Genomic DNA, 18,365 nt, shown 5'->3' with positions numbered 1-18,365 from the left:
CTTTCAGATTGTGCGAAGCACGACAGGCGAAGCGCCCAGGATCGCAGCAGGGTCAGTTGAAGCATAATCGCCTTTGCCCGCATGGCGATGGGGCGCCGACCACAGGGCACCCGGCCAGGGGGGCGCCTTGTGGTGTCTGGACCTAATGCCGGCGCACCTGGGCCGCAGTCATGACAACGGCCCCTTGAGCTCCACCTGGTTGCCGTCCGGGTCGAAGCAGTACAGCGAGGGGCCTTCGCCCTCGGCGCCATAGCGCTTCTCGGCAGGCTCGACGGTGACGCCCGCCGCTTGCAGGTAGGTGGTCAGGGCCTGTTCGTCGAACGGCTCGATGCGCAGACAGAAGTGATGAAGGTTGTTGCCCTGCCCGTTCGACCCCGGCCCGCCCGGGCGTCCCAGGGGGCCATCGAGGGTCACCAGATCGATCATCGCGGTGCCCGCCGCCAGATGGACCATCCCGAGGTCATCGCGCGTTCGGCTCACCTGGCAGCCGAGCAGGTCACAGTAGAAGGCGATGCTGCGCTCCAGATCCTGGACCCGTAGGACGATATGATCGATGTGCTGAATGATGAAAGGTGGCATGCCGCTGCTCCTTGTGGCGGACCCTGGAAAGGTACGCAGGCAACATAGCCCATCCCAACGCCCGCCGACAGCCCCTCGTCCGCTGCCTACTCGTTGACCAGGCGCTGCAACTGGCCGGTATCGTGGCTGGCCAGCACCCGCAGGATCTGGTCGACCAGCGCCCGGTCAGGCGCCTCCAAGTGGAAGTGATGCCCCCCCGGATGCCAGCTGACCCGGGCGTGCTCGGGCAAGGCGCCCTGGCGCTGCTCGAAGCCATCGCCAGCGAACGCCCCCTGGCGCCCCAGCATCAGGTACAGCGGGCAGGCGATCTGACGCAGCAGGTCACAGGCTTCACGCTCGGTCAGCGGCATCGGCTCGGGCAAGACCAGACGCGGGTCGTGGCGCCAGCAGTAGCCATCGCCCACTTGCAGCAGGTCGCGCAGGGCCAGCAGGCGCGCAGCGTCCGAAGACAACGTACTGTCGAGGCGATTGCGCCGCTGCAGCAGCGCCGACTCCAGGTCATCGAACTGACTGCCGCCCGGCTCGGCGAAGCCCTGCAAACGGCTGCGCCGAACCATGCGCTTGAGCCGGTAGGCCCGGGCCAGGTGCTGAACACGGTCATCCGCGGCCACGGTAAAGGGCACGCCCATGCCATCGAGAAAGACCATGCTGGCGATACTGCTGGTGAGCGCCGCCAGCAACGAGGCGATGCCGGTACCCATCCCATGGGCCACCACATGAAAATGCCCAAGGCCCAGGCTCTCGACCACGGCCAGCATGTCCTCGGCGTGTTCCCACAAGTAATAGCCGCTGTCATCGCGCCGATGGTCCGACCGGCCATGGCCGGCCAAGTCCGGCGCCACCACGAAGCACCCATCGAGCAACGGTGCCAAGCGCTCGAACGAAGCGGCATTGTCCAACCAGCCGTGCAAGGCCAGCACGGGAATGCCGTCTTCCGGCCCCCAGCAACGCACGGCAATCTCGACGCCATCGAGGTCTAGCAGGTGATCCTTGGGACTGCACTGCGAACGCATGAACTCTCTCCCTTGGCTATGGCCTGGTACCTCCGCATCAGGCCGGCAGCCTACCTTGGCGCAGGCAACCTACGCTCGCTGGCCCGCGACCGACGATAACGTGTTCGACACCGACTCCTGGGTGTTATCTCTTTATCGCCCAAGCCAGGCATCGAAGCCGCTCAATGGCAGCTCTTTGCAATGGAGTTGACCATGACCACCGAGCCTTCCTTTCATCACGCGCAGATCGTTCGTTCCTTGCCGACCTGGTGCAAGGCCCTGCCCGCCCGGCGCCTGCCCGACCTGCTGAGCCGGCTGCGCAAGGACTACCTCCAGGCCGATGGCACAGTCCATGCCTGGTACGCCAAGGCCAGCGCCGAGGATCAACAGGCCCTGAACGCGGCTATCGATCTTCGCGACTTGAGCCGCAAGGCTCTGCAGGACGCGCTGAAGCCACTCAAGGGCGTCACTGAATTCTGCAAGCCACTGCTCCAACAACGCCTGGGCATCGATGACCCCGTCGACCGGGTGCAGTACCACTTCCAGCCGTTCAAGCAGGTCCGCGAGGTACTGACCGAACCGACCGCCGCCATTGCCGCACAGGCAGACAAGGCGCGCTATGAACGCGACCCCAATGGCAAGCCACGCACGCTCAGCCTACTAGAGGCGGCGCTGCACAATTTCGAAAGCGCCGATGAAGCTGGCCCCTTCAGTACCTTGCAGCGCAGCAAGACTGACGCAAGCCCTGTCACAGGTCCCGTGGCGGGGCTGACCGCCGCTGGATTCGTCAAGATCTGCCGCGACCTGGACCTTGGCCAGCAGTACCAGACGCATCTTGAGTCCCTCTATGAGGGCCCTGCCTCGGCCTCGATCCAGCGCCTGTCCATCCAGGCCAGTCGGGATGAATTATGCGTCCAGGCGTGGATCGCCCGTCTTCGCGATCGCGTGACCGTCGCAGGGCACGCTGCGCTGATGCAGTTGTGTGAGAACGCCGCCAGCCCACGCTATGGGAGCCAGGCGCTGAAATGCTGGCGGATCAGCCTGTTCGCGACGCCCCTGAACGAGGTATTGCTGATCGGCCCGGACCAGGACAATGCGACCAATCCATGCATGGTCTACATCCCCGGCGCACCCGATGCGCCCTTGCGCGAATATGCCTCGGCAAGCCAAGCCGCCAGCGACCTTGCCAAGCGCATGCAAGAGACCGACCTGCTGCGCGTGATGGTCGGTTTAGCCCCCCACACCCTGCAGGCAGACCTGACCACCAAACTGCGTCAGGCGTTGTTCGTCGAAAAGCGTCTGTTCGGTCGCAAGGTCCGGCTGAACAAAAAGGCACCCAGGCTTCTCTACGAGCGCGTGGCGCTGCCTGACAACCCCTGGATCACCCTGCACCACAACCATGTGCGCCGGCTCAAAAGCGATGCCGCCAGCATTGCCGTGCCCACCGCTGACGCCGAGGCCAAGTCGCGCCTGGAGCGTCTGGAGCACTGGCTATCGGTGGGGCTGGACGTGCTCAACGTCGCGGCGATGTTCGTGCCGCTGCTCAACCCGATCATGATGACCATCGGTGCGGCGCAGATCATGGGCAGCGTGTTCCATGGCATCGAAGCCTGGGAGGATGACGATACCGCCGAGGCCCTGGCCCAGGTGGAGTCCATCGCGGTCAACGTCGCCAGCGCAGCGGCCATAGGTGCCGGGCTCAAGGCACTGAAGGCATCGGGCTTCGTCGATGCCCTGCAATCGATCCACCACGAAGGGGGCGAACGCCTGTGGCGCCCTGACCTGGCGACCTACCAGAACCCTGTCGAGCTGTCTGGCGATGTGTCTGCAGATGCGCAAGGTCTGTATACGCTGGACGACCAGCACTATGTCCGCATCGAAGGCCAGACCTACGCGCTGGAGCAGGACGCGCACGGCGATTGGCAACTGCTGCACCCCAGCACCACCGACGCCTATCGCCCGCGTCTGACCCATAACGGCCACGGCGCCTGGCGCCTGGCCCTGGAGCAACCTCTGGACTGGAGCGACCTTCAACTGATGCGCCGCCTCGGGCATGTGACCGACGGGCTGGAAGACGCCGACCTGATCATGGCCATGGCTGCCACCGGCACCGATGCCAATGTGCTGCGTCGGGTGCACATCGATGGGCAGCGGCCGCCGGCGTTGCTCATCGATGCGCTCAAGCGCCTGCGCATCGACCGGGAGACCGACGATGTGATTGCTCGCGTGCGCCTTGCCCAGCCGCTTGCAGCCTACAAGCACTACGCACTGCCAGCCCTGCCCACCTTGCCAGGCTGGCCCGAAGATCACGTCATCCTGGCGTTCGAAGGCCCGGAGTCGGTGGGCAAGGTCACCCGCTACGGTGCAGCGCAAGCGCCTGGAGAGGTGCAAATCAAGATCACGCGCACCGAGCTGGAGCAGGGCCAACTCAGCCAGACCGTCCTCAGGCAGATGAACCCGCAAGCTGTCACCACACTGCTGTCGGTCAACGGCGCACAAGCCCAAGATGCCTCGGCCCTCAACGATATCCTGGCCAATCATTTGGCGGGCCAGCGCACTTCGGTGTTCGAAAGCCTCTACAAGAGCCGTCGACCGGCTTTGGGCGCCGCGGCCGAGGTATTGGCCCGGCAGTTTGGCGGATTGCCCGTCGATGCGCTGGAAGCCCTCCTCGACAACGCCAGCCCTGCCGAAGCACAGCGCCTGGCAGCGGGCCGTGTGCCGTTGCGCATCGCCGAGGAAGCGCGGCGTCTACAGGCCCGCGCCCGCCTGGATCAGGCCTTGCTCGGTCTGAATCGGCCAAACCTGGCCAATGCCGATAGCCAGAAGCTGGCCAATGCCCTGGCGCTGGAACAGCCTGATGCCAGCCCGGCAGAGCGTCTTGATGCCGCACAAGCAGACCGGGGCCTGGCGGCCCGATTGATCGGCCAGCAACCGATCAAACCCCGTTGGCGCTCGCCGATGCGCCTGAGCGACGGACGCAGGGGCTATCCGCTCAGCGGCAGGTTCCGTTTTTCGAACCTGCTAAGAAGCGGCCGGGACGCTACCCACACCCATCTGCAAAGCCTGTATCCGGGGCTCGACCGGGAGCAGATCCGCGCCCTGGCCCGAGACATGGCCCGTCATGGCGATGTTGCGGGGCAGATCAGGGTGCTTGGCGAGCAACGCACGACCCTGGCTGAATCGCTACAGAACTGGACCGATACCGGCCCCCAGGATGAATACGACAACCGCCGAAGGCTCAGCCGCCAGCTCAATCGTACCTGGGGCCGCGACGGTGGCCAGCACCTGCACCTGGACTACCTCGTGCTCGACACGCTGCCCTCGTTGCCCGTGTCGTTTCCCCATATCACCGAACTTTCCATGGATAGCCTGCATTTGCAGACGATCCCCGAAGACTTCCTGCAGAGCTTTCCGAACCTGCAGCGGCTGGAACTGGCCAACAACCCGCAGTTGGACACGCGCGCGCTGTTCCAGGCACTGCGCAGCGCCCCGGGGCTGCGAGCGCTGGCGATCAACCGCACACCGATTGCCCAGCTGGACGCCGCCGCGCGCGAGGCACTGGGCGCCATGCGTCACCTGCACACATTGCACATATCGCGTGCGGGTTTGAGCCTGAACGCCGCCGACATGCGGTTACTGGCACAGCTACCGCTGCAGATCCTGCAGCTCGATGCCAATGCCATCGACCTGACGCCGAACCTGGCGGCACATTTCAGCCAGATGACATCGCTACGTGAGCTGAGCCTTTCGAACAACCCGCTGGGGAACGCCCCACAGCTGGGAGAGCTGCACAACCTTGAAGGCCTCTACCTGGACGGTTGCCTCCTCACGCAATGGCCCACCGGCCTCACTGAGTTGATGGAACGGCAAGACTGCCGCTTGCGTGATCTGCAACTGAGCACCAACCACATCACCGAATTCCCGACGCTCGATCGGATCCTGCAAAGCCCCTTCGTCAACGAGCTGCGCACCGGCCGGCGCTTGATCATCTGGACCTTCTTTGACAACGGCATCCCCGAGCAGACGGCCGAACGCTTGCGTGGCGCAGGCGTCAGGGTCCTGGAAACCCGCGAGCTGCAACAACCTCAGGTACCGCAGGCAGACGTGCCCGCCGTGCCCCCTGAAGTCGCGCCGGTGCGGTGGCTGGCCACCGCCAGCGACACACAACGCCAGCTGTGGAACGATCTGTTCGAGGACGGCGCCTACCCGGACCTGCGCCAAGTCTTGGAGCGCGTCGGGCGCTCGGCACAGGCGCGAAACAGCCCACGAGCGTTGGCCCGGCAAATCTGGGCCCTACTGGAGACCGCGAGCCGCGATGAATATCTGCGTGATCATCTGGAGCAGATCGCCAGTGACTTTCCGGCCACCTGCGGCGATGCAGGTACCGATGGCCTCAGCACCCTCGAAATCGAGGTCCTGGCCTACAACGAAAGTGCCGATGGCAATATTGCGGGGCCCCATTTGTTTGGTTTTTACAGTCGCCTGTACCGCCGTGAGCAGGTTAACGAACTGGCAATGCGTATCTATGCAAGCCGGCTTCGACGTCAGGCGGGTTACCGGGCGTGGAACAACCTGTCTGCTGCCCAGAGGGGGGCTATTTCCGCACTTCCCCCGCTCGACCCGCTGGATGACATCAGCCTGGAGCAGTTGGAGCAAAGCCTTGTCGATGACATCGAGATACGCTTGGCCTTGCGCCAGGCGACAGCCGCTCGGCTCGAGTTTCCGGAGCCCAGCCACGAGATGCTCTACCGTCCGACCGCGATGATTTCCGAGCGTACCGTGGACGAAGTCGTGGATGCTGTTGAACGGTTCGAGGAAGACAAGAACAACGACCCGCTGCGACAAACCTGGATCGCCCGGCAACCCAGTTGGCAGCGGTTTATCAAAAAGCGCTTCGCCGTGGACTTCGACGCCCTGAACGAGCGCTGGCAATCGGGCCTGGACTATCTGGAGTTCTGCATGGACGCCGAGGCTGAGCCGGTCGAAACCTTGGACGGTGTCGTGATCGAGGTGCTAACGCCCGTATTGCCCGAGCCGCCGCAGGATGCAGCGGGCCAGCTGCGCCGCGTACAGATCAACGAAGGGGTGCACCTCAAAGCGACCAGCGTGTTGCTCCAGGGTCGCCAGAGCGAAGTGGAAGCCCTGCTGCTCGACTTGACCAAGCAACAGGACCCAAACGCTCACTGACCGCGTAGGTCTTCGAAGAACGCGTGCCGGCCAGCCACCTGGCCGGACGCGCGAGGCGCACCCGCCGACTCACCGTTGGCGGCCTCCACGTGCCAATAGCAGTGCCTGACCGCGCGGGTCACCGCGACATAGGCCAGGCGCTGCACCTCTTCCTTCTGCGCCGTGTCGAACGGCTGGGCGTCACCGGCACGCCCGAGGCCCGCCATGCGATAAGCCTGGTTCTTGTACGGCGAGCTGGTCAGGTACTGGCAATCGCCGAGCATGAACACCGCATCGGCCTGCAACCCCTTGGCGCTGTGGTAGGTCAGTTGACGCAGCCGGCGCTGGTCGGGCGGCAAACTCGAATCCGCTTTATATACGGACGATAAATGCTGCTCTATCAATGACTTATCAGAGCTTTTTCGAAACAGAATCATCACCGTTTCGCCGCGCTGATAGTGCTCCATCAGGGTCTCGGCCAGGGCCGCCTCGTCGCGATCGAAGACCTTGACCGGCGACAACGGCAGCTCAGCCGCCAGGCCACTGGCCCTGGCCTTCTTGCCGGTGATGGCCGGTGCGCCTTTGACCAGGTGCTCGGCGGCATCGATGATGTGCTGCTGGCTGCGGTAGTTCTCCACCAGCATTACCCGGGTGTTGGCCGGCGACGGGAACGCCTTGGTGAACTCCATGAAGTACTTCGGCGAGCTGCCCCGCCAGCCGTAGATCGACTGCCAATCGTCGCCCACGCACATCAGCGAGCTGTGGGCGGCGTTACGCCCTACATGCATGGCCGGGCCGCGCCGGCGGATCTCGGCCAGGCTCGCCCGCAGCCAGCTGACGATCTGCGGCGAGACATCCTGGAACTCATCGATCATCAGGTGCGCCAGCGGGCGCAGCAGCGGGTCGGGCAACAGACGCAGGTTCTCCGGGTTGTTCTCGCCGAACAGGGCGAACATGCGGTTATAGGTCATCACTGGCGGCGACTGGGCCAACAGATGCGCCTCCAAGGCCTTCCAGAACAACGCCAGCGCCTCGAAGAACGCCGCGTCGCTGTCATCGGGCGGGAAGCTCATGCCGGCCACCGCCGTGTTCACCTCCAGCCCCAGGTTCTCGATGAAACTGGCAGCGCCGACGAACGCATCCAGAAGCGGCGCCGGCGCCAGCTCGCCCTTGACCTTGTATTCAAAGCCCGGACCGGCCACCGCGTCACCGGCCAAGGAGGCTGCCAGGCGCTTCGCCGAAGAGTAATTATCAAGCCATATCAATGGCTTATCGCAGAAAGCTTGAAACAACGTTCGCTTTACAGCCCACTCCGCCCGCACCCCAAGCTTGGCGCCAGGGCGTTGGTACTGGGCACTTTCGGACAGGTCGAAACCAAGCACCACCCAGGCATCGAGCCCTTCCAGGCGGCCATGGACATGGAAACGGCTGCCGCGGATCTGCACCGTGTCGCGGCAGGGCTCGATGCCCTTGATCGGCCAGGCGCCCGCAGCGAACCACAGGTCCTCGATCACGTCGCACAGTTCTTCGTCACGCTGGGCGGCCAATTGGGTCACCTGCACGCGCTTTTGCACGTCGGGATGGTCAGGATCCAGGGGTTTGAGCTGCAACGCCTCGCGGCGCAGGGCACCGATCAACTCGACGAAGCGGGGGCTGGCTTGCAGCAGGTCGCGGTAGCAAAGGTTGAGCTGCTGACGCTGAGCATCGTTCAGGCGCAGGTCGAAGGGGTTGCCCTCGGCATTGGCCTCACCGCCTGCGGGCAGCTCCTGGCCCAGGGTTTCGAACGCCCTGAGCTGGCCGAAACCGGGCAGGCTGCGCACCAACGGCAGGATGCGGGAATGGAAGGTGCGCACCAGCTCGCGGGCTTGGGCTGGCTGCAGGTCGAGTTGCCACAGGGCGAAGACCTGTACCAGGCGCTTGATGAAGTCCTTGCGCGACTCGCGGGTGAAAGTCACCACGGTCATGGCGTCCAGCTCATAGCCCAAATAGTGGCGCAGCAACAGGATACGCAGCACCAGGGAGGTGGACTTGCCGGCGCCGGCACCGGCCACCACGCAGGTGGACGGCGTCTCGCTGAAGATCAGCTTCCACTGGGCGGCGCTGGGCTGGGCCGAGGCCGGCAGGCGCTGGGCTACATCAGCCTTGAAGCGCTTTTTCAGCTCGGCGGTCAAGGGCAGGCGCCAGTCATCGAACAGGTTGGCATCCTGGCCCGGGGCGGCCGCCGTATCGGGGCGCAGGTCACGGATCACCAATACCTGGCGCCCTGCCTCGTAGCCTTCCACCCGGCCGCGTTCATAGCCTTCACGCAGGCCATCTGCGTGGCCGCTGCGCTGGCCAGTGGCATGACCCAGGAACCAGGAGTCACGATGCTGTGCCTGCAAGCGGGTCAGCCCTCGCCCCAACAGGCGGGCGAACAGGCGGCGGAACCAAGGCAGTTGGGCGGGTGGCGTCAGCTCGGCCGCAGCCGGGAAATGCTCGTGGGACACAGTCACTCCGTTGAAGATCGAATCAGCGGGCCATGTTCACCCCATCTGTTAAAAATCGCCAGCGAATGCTTGCAGATCAGGGTATTAGGCGATGAATCGCATGTAGTTACGCACTCATAAAGCATCGATAAATCAGATAACAACAAGCCGATATTTACGCTTATTTTCGATCTTTGTTTGGCGCATCATGGCCCCATTCCACCCCTTCAAGGAGCACGACCATGCTGCAACTGCGACCGTTCGAAAGCCTCGGCCACGCCAACCACGGCTGGCTCGATGCCCATCATCACTTCTCGTTCGCCGAGTACTACGACCCGGCGCGCATGAGCTGGGGCAACCTGCGCGTGTGGAACGACGACCTGATCGCGGCGGGCAGCGGCTTCCCGCCTCACCCGCACCGCGACATGGAAATCATCACCTATGTCCGCGAAGGCGCCATCACCCACCAGGACAGCCTGGGCAACAAAGGCCGTACCGAGGCTGGGGATGTTCAGGTGATGAGCGCAGGCACCGGGATCGTGCACAGCGAATACAACCTGGAAAAGGTCGACACCCGGATCTTCCAGATCTGGATCATGCCGGAGCGGGTTGGCGAAGCGCCGTCCTGGGGCACCCGGCCCTTCCCCAAAGGCGAGCGCGACGAAGGCTTCGTGACCCTGGCCAGTGGCCGGGACGGCGATGAGGACAGCCTGCGCATCCGCACCGACGCCCGCCTGGTGGCCGCCACCTTGCGTGCCGGTGAGACCGCCGAATACCGCTTCGACGCCGGACGCAGGGGTTACCTGGTGCCGGCCAAGGGGCTGGTCGAGGTCAATGGGCTCAAGGCCAAGGCACGCGATGGCGTGGCCATCGAGCAGGAGGAAGTGTTGCGGGTCACTGCGATCGAAGACAGCGAAATCGTCCTGGTGGATGTCGCCTGACTACCCGCCCTCGCCCGAAATAGGCCGACGGTGAAACCCCAAGCGTTCGGCGGAACATCGCGCTGAACGCGCTGGGGCTTTCATAACCCAGGTCCAGCGCGACCTCCAGCACCGACTGCCCCGCCGCCAGCGCATCGAGACTGGCCAACGGGTGCATGCGCCGCAGCCACTGAAACACGCTCAAACCCGTTTCCCGCTGCAAACTGCGCGTCAAGGGACATGCAAGGCCATTACTGGCAATACGATTCGGTAGAGGATCGTCGCGAAATGCACACCCTTGCCCTGCTCATCGCTTCGAAGCGGACGTACCCGCGAAACACTCAGTGCGCCTGCAGAAAACCCACAACCTGCTCGGCCGCAGATGCGGGGTCTTCCTGCATGAAGCAGTGGCCACCCGGCACCTGCAGGGCAGTCACTTGGTGGTTCAATGCCGCCAGACGCTGCACCGAATGGGGCACGAAGGGATAGGTATGTTCGCCATAGAGGATGCGGGTGGGGGTCTGGATGCGCGCCATTTGAGTCCACATCCGCGCAGGGAACGAACTGAAGATTTCCACCTCACGGCTGGGCCTGCATTTGAGCACCACCCCCTCGCCGCACTCACCGATGGCATGTTCCACGTAGGCGTGCAGCGACGCATCGGCCCAGCCCTTGAAAATGCCCCGCCCTTTGAGCGAGACCAGCGCCGCTTCCCGATCCGGCCAGTGGCTGCGGCGGGTCGCAGCCTTGCGTGCCAAAGCATGACGACGGTGCAATCCGACCAGCGCGGCGGCGCCCATCATGCCGATCATGCGCCGACTGAACAGCACCGGGTCGAGCAGCACAGCGCGCTGGAACAGGTGCGGCTCGCGGGCCAGGACCAGCCCGGTCAGCACCCCGCCAAAGCTGTGCCCCACCGCAAAGCGGGGCACGTCGCCGAACTCGCCACGGCCGGCCTCGAACGCCTCCACCGCCAGCGCGGCGCTGCGATTCCATCCACGGAAGACCCCGCCATGGTCACTGTCGCCATGCCCCTGGACATCGCTCAGCCACAGGTCGAAGTGTTCCCCCAGGTGCATCAGCAAGGGCTGGTAGGCCAGGCTGCAGAAACCGTTGCCGTGCAAAAAGTGCAGCAAGGGCCGCCCGCTGGCGGGCGAGTGCCAGCCACGCAAGGTGAAACCTTCGGAGCTTTCGTGGGACCAGGGAATCAACTGCATCGGCCTTTTGTACTCAACGGTTCAGGAAAACGCCGATTCTACAAACAGCAGCGGGTACAGCGAAATCACCAGCAACAGGGCCATCAGGACATTGAACAGCATCAGCCAGCGCGGGTTCTGCAGGAAGTTGCGCAAGGCACTGCCGAACATCACCCAGATCCCGACACTGGGCAGGTTGACCAACGCGAACAAGGCGGCGATGACGATCACATTGAGCACATAGCCTTGGGCCGGCGTATAGGTGGTGATCGCGCCCACTGCCATCACCCAGGCCTTGGGATTGACCCATTGGAACGCGGCTGCCCCCCAGAAGCCCAAGGGCTTGCGGGTGTGGCTGGCATCGCTGGAGATCGGCCCGGAGGTGGCGATCTTCCAGGCCAGGTACAACAAATAGGCGGCGCCTGTGTAACGCAGGATGCTGTACAGCGGCGGCCAGGCCGTGAACAACTGGCCCAGGCCAAAGCCCACGGCCAGCACCATCACCATGAAGCCGATGCTGATACCCAACGCATGGGGGATCGAGCGGCGCACACCGAAGTTCACGCCCGACGCCAGTAGCATGGTGTTGTTCGGTCCCGGCGTGATCGATGAAACGAAGGCAAAGAGCACGAAGGCGGTGAGCAGATCGACAGATCCGAGCATGGCAAGGCTTCCACAAAGGGTTGTTGTGTTGTCACACTAGCGGAGCGCTGTTCTTCGCAACCCGTACAGTTAAGTGAAATTGCACCGATACACATGACTGTATCGCTCTCGTCCGCCTACCCTACCCCCTCAAGGATGTCTTGCCCATGAGCCTGATCATTCGTCCTGCCGTGCGCGCCGATGCTGCGCAGATCCTGGCCTTCATCACCGAGCTTGCCGATTACGAACGCGCCCGACATGAAGTCGTGGCCAGCGTCGCCGACATCGAACACAGCCTGTTCGATGAGGGCAGCACCGTCCACAGCCTGATCTGTGAGCGCGACGGTGTGGCCATTGGCTTTGCGGTGTACTTCTACAGTTACTCCACCTGGCTTGGGCGCAATGGCATCTACCTGGAAGACCTGTACATCACCCCCGAACAACGCGGTGACGGCGCTGGGCGTCAGTTGCTGCGGCACATTGCCCAGGAAGCGGTCGCCAACGGCTGCGGGCGCCTGGAATGGAGCGTACTGGACTGGAACGAGCCGGCTGTTGGCTTCTATCGATCCCTCGGTGCCGAACCGCAGGACGAATGGGTCCGCTATCGGCTCGATGGCGAGCGCTTGGCTCAATTTGCTGCACAGGTCTGAAGGCCCAGGGGCCGCGTTGCGGCCCATCGCGGGCCCCGGCCCCACCAGCGCAAAGGACACCACACGCCTGCCGGGTTGGGCCCGCCCTGGCAGCGCCAACATTAACGCTGAATGAAATAGAAATAATTTGAACGACACCCCCGGATAGGTTTCGAATGAGAGATACCTCTGCGAACCTTCCCAGGAGCCCGCCATGTCTCCCATTCAGCTGTGCCAGCCATGAAGCCTTTCTACCGCGCTCCCTGCGCCTGCCTGGAGCTGGACTTCGTCCGCGATACGCTGTTCGGCCCAGTGGCCCAGCGTGTGGAATGCCAGGTCCAGCTTGCCGCCCTCAACCTGCAAGGCAGCCCGGCCTTGCGGCTGCACATCGACCCACCCCTGCCGGAGAAACTCGACCGCGCCCACAGCGTGGCCTTCGTCTGGGATGGGCGCAGCTACCACGGCGTGGTGCGAGACCATGCCAAATGCGGCGACGGGGGCATGAACCTGGTGCTAGAACTGCAATGAAGCGATCAACGGCCCCCAGATAACCTGAACCCTAGACGCTCGGGCTTCTCCATAAAAAGAGGACACGCTTGCCCTTGAGGAGAACGCCATGAACAGTCCTTTGCTCAAGCTCTTCACCCAACCCGGCGCCGCTTGGCTGGACATCCGCCGCGCCGAGGAAGCCCATCCCCAACAATACCTGCCACGCCTGCTGGCCCTGGCGCTGATCCCGGCCGTGTGCCTGTTCGTCGGCACTACCACCTTCGGCTGGAGCCTGGCCAGCGAAGACCGGGTGCGCTTGAGCATGCTCAGCGCTGCGCAGCTGGCCGGCCTGCTGTATGCGACGACCGTGGTCGGCGTGATGCTCATGGGGGTGATGATCCGCTGGATGTCACGGGGCTTCGACGCCCAGCCCACCCTCAACCAATGCATCGGCTTTGCCGCCTATTGCGCCACGCCGTGGTTCGTCGCGGGGGTGGTCGGACTGGTGCCGATGCGCTGGTTGGCCGTGGTCGCCCTGCTGGCGGCCTCGGCCTACGCCACGGTGTTGCTCTATGGCGGCTTGCAGACGTTCCTGCGTCTTCGCAAGGAACAGGCCATGCTGTTCTCGACCTGTGTCTGGGGTGTGGGACTGCTGTTGCTGGTGACCATCCTGGTGGCGATGATCCTGTTCTGGTCCAATGGATTGATGCCTGAATACGTGCGCCCGGCCAGCGTTGGCTGACCGGGTCGCGAAAACCCGTCAGGCCATGGCCTTGGTCACCCCGTGCGAGTGGCCCAGGCGCTGCTCCTTGCGCAATTGGTTCACCAGTTCGTGCAGGTCTCGACAACTGTTGAGGCTGTCCAGCGCAATGCCGGTGACCGTCAGGCAATCGTCCAGCCCCTGCTCGTTGCCCAGACGAATGGTCAGGCTGACGCCGTCCGGGCAACTGACCTCGCAGCAGTCGGGCAGACAGGCCTGCTCGATCAGCTGGCGCATTTCCAATAGCGAAACCCCTATCAGCGACATGGTTCGACCCTCTCTGTACTGGATGGCCTGTTGTGTGTGAGTACGCCCTGAAATGGCGCAGTGCCAATTGATATTGCGCATGTTCAAGCGGCAGCTCATTTGCTATCGCAATGATGCCGCACAATCCCTCTAGCACCTTAGAAGAAGAGCCCGGCCAGACAGGGGTGTTCGATCCGATTGAGCAGGCTCGCGACAGACGGTCATGGCCCTGCCGCTGGTCAGTCGAGCGCGATCGTTTTAAAACTTTTACCCCTTAGGCAGATTCCCACGGATAGGCCTCATGTATGGCCAGCCTGCGCTGCTGCGCAAGGGATGGGGACCGATGATCGATGCCAAACTCTTCGTGATCGACTACGACCTGCACGGGCAACACAAGTCGTTCGTGATCCGGGCCGAGCGGATGGACAATGCCGAAGCCTGGCATTGGGCAAGTTGCGATGCGGGAGTGGCCCGTATCGGACGCTACGGGCGCGAGAAGGTCAAGAAAGTCAGCAAGCCGGTGGCCGAGCGCTACGGGATCAGTGACGTGCACTGGCGGCAGACCGGTTGAACGGCTGCCGCTCAGCGGCCCATCACCTCAATGCCGAGGGCCTTGCGCCCCAAGCATCTGCCCGAATCGCCCGGCCTGGAAGTCCTCGAACGACTCGGCGATCTGCGCCTGGCTGTTCATCACGAACGGGCCATAGCCGACGATGGGCTCGTCGATAGGCTCGCCACTGAGCAGCAACAGACTCACGTCTTCCATTGCCTGCACCTGCACATGCTCACCGTCGCGCTCCAGCAGCACCAGACTGGCCGGCCCCGCCTCACGCTCGCCATTGACCCGCACATTGCCGCGCAAGACCACCAACGCAGCGTTGCGCCCCTGGGCGATGGGCAGTTGCAGGCTGGTACCAGCAGCAAGGTGCAGGTCCCAGACATCCATGGGCGTGAAGGTCTGCGCCGGGCCCTTGTGACCCTGGTAGTCACCGGCAATCACGCGCAGGGTGCCCGCATCGCCTTCGAGCTTCACCACCGGGATGTCACTGGCCAGCAGCGTCTGATAGCCCGCCGCAGCACGCTTGTCACGCGCCGGGAGGTTGACCCACAGCTGCACCATTTCCAGGGTGCCGCCACTGCGGGCGAAGGCTGGCGAATGGAACTCCTCGTGCAGGATGCCGTTGGCAGCGGTCATCCACTGCACGTCACCGGGGCCGATCAAGCCCCCGGCGCCGGTGGAGTCGCGGTGCTCCAACTCGCCCTGGTAGACAATGGTCACGGTCTCGAAGCCCCGGTGCGGATGCTGGCCGACACCGCGACGCGCGGTGGTCGGGGTGAAATCGTGCGGGCCGGCATAGTCGAGCAGCAGGAACGGGCTGATGTGACGGGCCAGGTTGTCATAGGTGAACAGGCTGCGGACCGGGAAGCCATCCCCGACCCAGTGGCCTTGGGGGCTACGGTGGACACCCAGAATCTTTTTCATGAGAAGTCTCCTCTCTCAGATGGCTGGGTATCACACTACCAATGAGCACAATAATCCGGTAGCTAGCAAAAATGGCCCGAATAGTTCCAACAATAGAACAGTGACAACAGGCAAACCGGCGTACATTTTCTGCACCGTTAACCCGTTCCCACAGGGTTGACGGTGATCCTTGTTACCCGCGAACAAGCCGCCCCTGTTCATTGCACCGTGGCCGCCCGCAACCGCTGCCCCAGTCGCGGCCCGAAGACGTTGATCAGCAGGCCCGCCATCACCAGCAACGCGCCCCAGCCTTGCACCGCGCTCAAGCGCTCATCCAGCAGCCAGGCCGACGAACTCAGGCCAATCACCGGCACCAGCAGGGAGAACGGCGCCACCTTGCCCGCCGGATGGCGAGACAACAGCGTGCTCCAGAGGCTGTAGCCCAACATGGTGGCGACGAACGCCAGGTACGCCAACGCCAGCACCGAACTCAAACCGAGGTTGGCCAGTGCATGGCCAATCCGCTCAGGGCCTTCGAGCCACCAGGACAGGGCCAGAAACGGCAGCGGCGGGATCAGCCCGCCCCAGATCACCAGGGCCACCAGGTCCACCGAGCCAAAGCGCCGGGTGATGATGTTGCCCATCCCCCACATGGCCCCCGCGCACAGGGTCAGCAGCAGCGCCAGCAACGGCACGTGGCTGCCGTCCTCACTGCCGATCAGCACTAAACCACCCGCCGCCACCAGTAGCCCCAAGACACTGGCCACGCGCAGGCGTTCGCCCAAAAACAGCGCCGCAAAACCGAGGGTGAAGAACGCCTGGGACTGCAGCACCAACGAGGCCAGCCCCGGCGGCATGCCGCTGTACATGGCCTGGAACAGAAACGCGAACTGCCCCAAGGAAATGGTTGCCCCATAGGCGATCAACCAACGCCAGGGCAGCTTAGGTCGCTTGACCAGCAGGATCGCCGGAAAGGCCACCAAGGCGAAGCGCAAGGCGCCGAGCAACATGGGCGGCAAGCCATCGAGGCCGACCTTGATGACGACGAAGTTGACTCCCCAGGCGATGATCACCACCAGTGCGATCAGCAGGTCCTTGAGCGGCATTGCGGCTTCCTTCTTCAGGCTTTCTAGACATATTTAGTTACAGCATAAGGCCATTCTTTTTTCGCCGACCAGCACAGTTGGCCTCCGACCTTGCGCAACAGTCGCTCAAGCGAAGCGTCTGGCACGCGAGTGACCGTCCTGTCAGAGGTTGTCAAGCTTCACTTGACCGAACTTGTCTATACATGCTCACATCTCAGCACAGCCGTCCCCTGCCGATGGCTCACCCGCCCCTCACAAAAACAAACACGCGGAGTGCCCATGTCCAACAAACCCGTGATCGAACGGCGCTCGATCGACTATATCCCCGAAGCTGAACGCCATGGACGCGTGTACAGCCAGTTCACCCTCTGGCTGGGAGCCAACCTGCAGATCACCGCTATCGTGACCGGCGCCCTGGCCGTGGTGCTCGGTGGCGATGTGTTCTGGTCGCTGATCGGCCTGCTGATCGGCCAACTGGTCGGTGGCACGGTCATGGCGCTGCACGCTGCCCAGGGCCCACGCCTGGGCCTGCCGCAGATGATTTCCAGCCGTGTGCAGTTTGGCGTCTATGGCGCAGCCATTCCCATGGCCCTGGTGTGCCTGATGTACCTGGGCTTCACCGCCACCGGCACGGTGCTCTCCGGCCAGGCGATCGGCCAGTTGCTCAGTGTGAGCGACAGCGCCGGCATCCTGATCTTCGCGGGCGTGATCGTGCTTGCCACCCTCGCCGGCTATCGGGTGATCCACTGGATCGGTCGGTTGGCCAGCGTGCTGGGGATCATCGCCTTCGTCTACCTGTTCAGCCGCATCATGATGCTGGCCGACATCGGCCAGTTGCTGGACAACCGCCACTTCACCTGGGCGTCGTTCCTGCTCGCCGTTTCGCTGGCCGCGTCCTGGCAGATCGCCTTCGGCCCCTATGTGGCCGACTATTCGCGCTACCTGCCCAGCAGCACTTCGCCGATCAAGACCTTCCTCGCCGCCGGCCTGGGTTCGGTGATCGGCGCCCAGGCTTCGATGATCCTCGGTGTGTTCGCCGCCGCCATCGCCGGTGGTCAGTTCACCGGCCATGAAGTGGCCTACATCGTCGGCTTGGGTGGCGTGGGTACCACTGCGGCGCTGCTGTACTTCAGCATCGCCTTCGGCAAGGTGACCATCTCGACGCTGAACTCCTATGGCAGCTTCATGTGCATCGCCACCATCATCAGCGGGTTCCGCGGCCATCTACAGATCAGCCGCCTGCAACGCCTGGTGTTCGTCCTGGCCATCGTCGGCGCCGCGACCCTGGTCGCGCTGCTCGGCCAGCACTCGTTCCTGAGCGCGTTCAAGTCGTTCATCCTGTTCCTGCTGACCTTCTTCGTACCGTGGAGCGCCGTGAACCTGGTGGACTACTACTTCATCACCAAGGAACGCTACGACATCCCTGCCCTGGCCGACCCCGAAGGTCGCTATGGCCGCTGGAACTGGCCGGGGATCATCGTCTACACCGTGGGGGTGCTGGTGCAGATGCCCTTCATCGACACCAAGCTGTACACCGGCCCCATGGTTGCCCACCTGGGGGGTGTCGATGTGTCCTGGCTGATCGGCCTGGTCGTGCCGAGCGTGCTGTACTACTGGGTCGCCCGTGGCCGTGCCGCGCAGGCACCGGCCCACATCATCGTGCCGGACGCTCGCTGATACAGCCGCTCGTGCCTTGGGGCTGCTTTCGCAGCCCATCGCAGGCTCACCAGCGCC

Annotated in this window: 15 protein-coding genes and 1 pseudogene; 7 read left to right on the top strand and 9 right to left on the bottom strand. The window is 63.7% G+C overall.

Translation table 11 applies throughout. The annotated features are described in order from the left end of the window. Positions 1–168: 168 nt before the first annotated feature. Both IEC33019_RS06980 and IEC33019_RS06975 read right to left on the bottom strand, forming a co-directional pair. On the bottom strand, positions 169–579 hold the full coding sequence (locus IEC33019_RS06980; RefSeq protein WP_070090978.1) for a VOC family protein: 411 nt from the start codon (positions 577–579) through the stop codon (positions 169–171). Between the two features lie 86 nt (positions 580–665). Beyond that, on the bottom strand, positions 666–1,592 hold the full coding sequence (locus IEC33019_RS06975) for an alpha/beta fold hydrolase (protein ID WP_099593228.1): 927 nt from the start codon (positions 1,590–1,592) through the stop codon (positions 666–668). 192 nt (positions 1,593–1,784) lie between these two features. Between IEC33019_RS06975 and IEC33019_RS06970 the strand changes: the two genes are divergently transcribed. Next, on the top strand, positions 1,785–6,758 hold the full coding sequence (locus IEC33019_RS06970) for a dermonecrotic toxin domain-containing protein (protein WP_081337388.1): 4,974 nt from the start codon (positions 1,785–1,787) through the stop codon (positions 6,756–6,758). Here the strand turns inward: IEC33019_RS06970 and IEC33019_RS06965 are convergent. Next, a complete protein-coding gene (locus IEC33019_RS06965; protein WP_070090980.1) occupies positions 6,752–9,223 on the bottom strand; it encodes a UvrD-helicase domain-containing protein in 2,472 nt (823 codons plus the stop codon). The two genes, IEC33019_RS06970 and IEC33019_RS06965, sit on opposite strands and share 7 nt — an antisense overlap. Positions 9,224–9,444: 221 nt before the next feature. Here IEC33019_RS06965 and IEC33019_RS06960 point away from each other — a divergent pair, with 221 nt between their 5' ends. Continuing rightward, positions 9,445–10,143 carry a pirin family protein gene (locus tag IEC33019_RS06960; protein ID WP_070090981.1) on the top strand — a complete coding sequence of 233 codons (699 nt, stop codon included), beginning with the start codon at positions 9,445–9,447 and terminating at the stop codon, positions 10,141–10,143. Here the strand turns inward: IEC33019_RS06960 and IEC33019_RS06955 are convergent. The 3 genes and pseudogenes from IEC33019_RS06955 to IEC33019_RS06945 form a co-directional block, all read right to left on the bottom strand. Beyond that, positions 10,097–10,357, bottom strand: a pseudogene (locus tag IEC33019_RS06955) (helix-turn-helix domain-containing protein); the annotation flags it as partial. The gene IEC33019_RS06960 and the pseudogene IEC33019_RS06955 sit on opposite strands and share 47 nt — an antisense overlap. A gap of 106 nt (positions 10,358–10,463) precedes the next feature. Continuing rightward, entirely contained in the window at positions 10,464–11,339 is an 876-nt protein-coding gene (locus tag IEC33019_RS06950; protein WP_070090982.1) for an alpha/beta fold hydrolase, read from the bottom strand. 21 nt (positions 11,340–11,360) lie between these two features. Continuing rightward, positions 11,361–11,981, bottom strand: coding sequence for a LysE family translocator (locus IEC33019_RS06945; RefSeq protein ID WP_070090983.1), 621 nt, complete (start codon positions 11,979–11,981; stop codon positions 11,361–11,363). A gap of 146 nt (positions 11,982–12,127) precedes the next feature. Here IEC33019_RS06945 and IEC33019_RS06940 point away from each other — a divergent pair, with 146 nt between their 5' ends. From IEC33019_RS06940 to IEC33019_RS06930, 3 genes are all read left to right on the top strand, one after another. Continuing rightward, a complete protein-coding gene (locus tag IEC33019_RS06940; RefSeq protein ID WP_070090984.1) occupies positions 12,128–12,610 on the top strand; it encodes a GNAT family N-acetyltransferase in 483 nt (160 codons plus the stop codon). Positions 12,611–12,829: 219 nt separating this feature from the next. Then, positions 12,830–13,117, top strand: coding sequence for a hypothetical protein (locus tag IEC33019_RS06935; protein WP_070090985.1), 288 nt, complete (start codon positions 12,830–12,832; stop codon positions 13,115–13,117). A gap of 88 nt (positions 13,118–13,205) precedes the next feature. Next, on the top strand, positions 13,206–13,820 hold the full coding sequence (locus tag IEC33019_RS06930) for a Yip1 family protein (RefSeq protein WP_070090986.1): 615 nt from the start codon (positions 13,206–13,208) through the stop codon (positions 13,818–13,820). Between the two features lie 18 nt (positions 13,821–13,838). Here the strand turns inward: IEC33019_RS06930 and IEC33019_RS06925 are convergent, their stop codons facing one another. Beyond that, the gene (locus IEC33019_RS06925) at positions 13,839–14,105 is read right to left on the bottom strand and encodes a DUF1652 domain-containing protein (protein ID WP_070090987.1); all 267 of its coding nucleotides are present in this window, start codon (positions 14,103–14,105) and stop codon (positions 13,839–13,841) included. Positions 14,106–14,427: 322 nt separating this feature from the next. On the opposite strand from IEC33019_RS06925, the gene IEC33019_RS06920 reads away from it, so the two are divergent. After that, positions 14,428–14,655, top strand: a complete 228-nt coding sequence (locus IEC33019_RS06920) for a DUF6555 family protein (RefSeq protein WP_070091024.1) — start codon at positions 14,428–14,430, stop codon at positions 14,653–14,655. A 27-nt stretch (positions 14,656–14,682) separates the two neighbouring features. On the opposite strand, the gene IEC33019_RS06915 is transcribed toward IEC33019_RS06920, so the two are convergent. Together IEC33019_RS06915 and IEC33019_RS06910 are read right to left on the bottom strand one after the other, a co-directional pair. After that, a complete protein-coding gene (locus IEC33019_RS06915; protein WP_070090988.1) occupies positions 14,683–15,567 on the bottom strand; it encodes a pirin family protein in 885 nt (294 codons plus the stop codon). Positions 15,568–15,764: 197 nt separating this feature from the next. Beyond that, on the bottom strand, positions 15,765–16,652 hold the full coding sequence (locus tag IEC33019_RS06910) for an EamA family transporter (protein ID WP_070090989.1): 888 nt from the start codon (positions 16,650–16,652) through the stop codon (positions 15,765–15,767). A 258-nt stretch (positions 16,653–16,910) separates the two neighbouring features. Between IEC33019_RS06910 and IEC33019_RS06905 the strand changes: the two genes are divergently transcribed. Continuing rightward, a complete protein-coding gene (locus tag IEC33019_RS06905; RefSeq protein WP_070090990.1) occupies positions 16,911–18,308 on the top strand; it encodes a purine-cytosine permease family protein in 1,398 nt (465 codons plus the stop codon). The last annotated feature ends 57 nt before the right edge of the window (positions 18,309–18,365 follow it).

Origin of the sequence: Pseudomonas putida (genome assembly GCF_002741075.1) — a bacterium.
GTDB lineage: Bacteria > Pseudomonadota > Gammaproteobacteria > Pseudomonadales > Pseudomonadaceae > Aquipseudomonas > Aquipseudomonas putida_T.
Note: the sequence above shows the minus strand (reverse complement) of the source record. Positions and strands in the feature narration are given on the sequence as shown.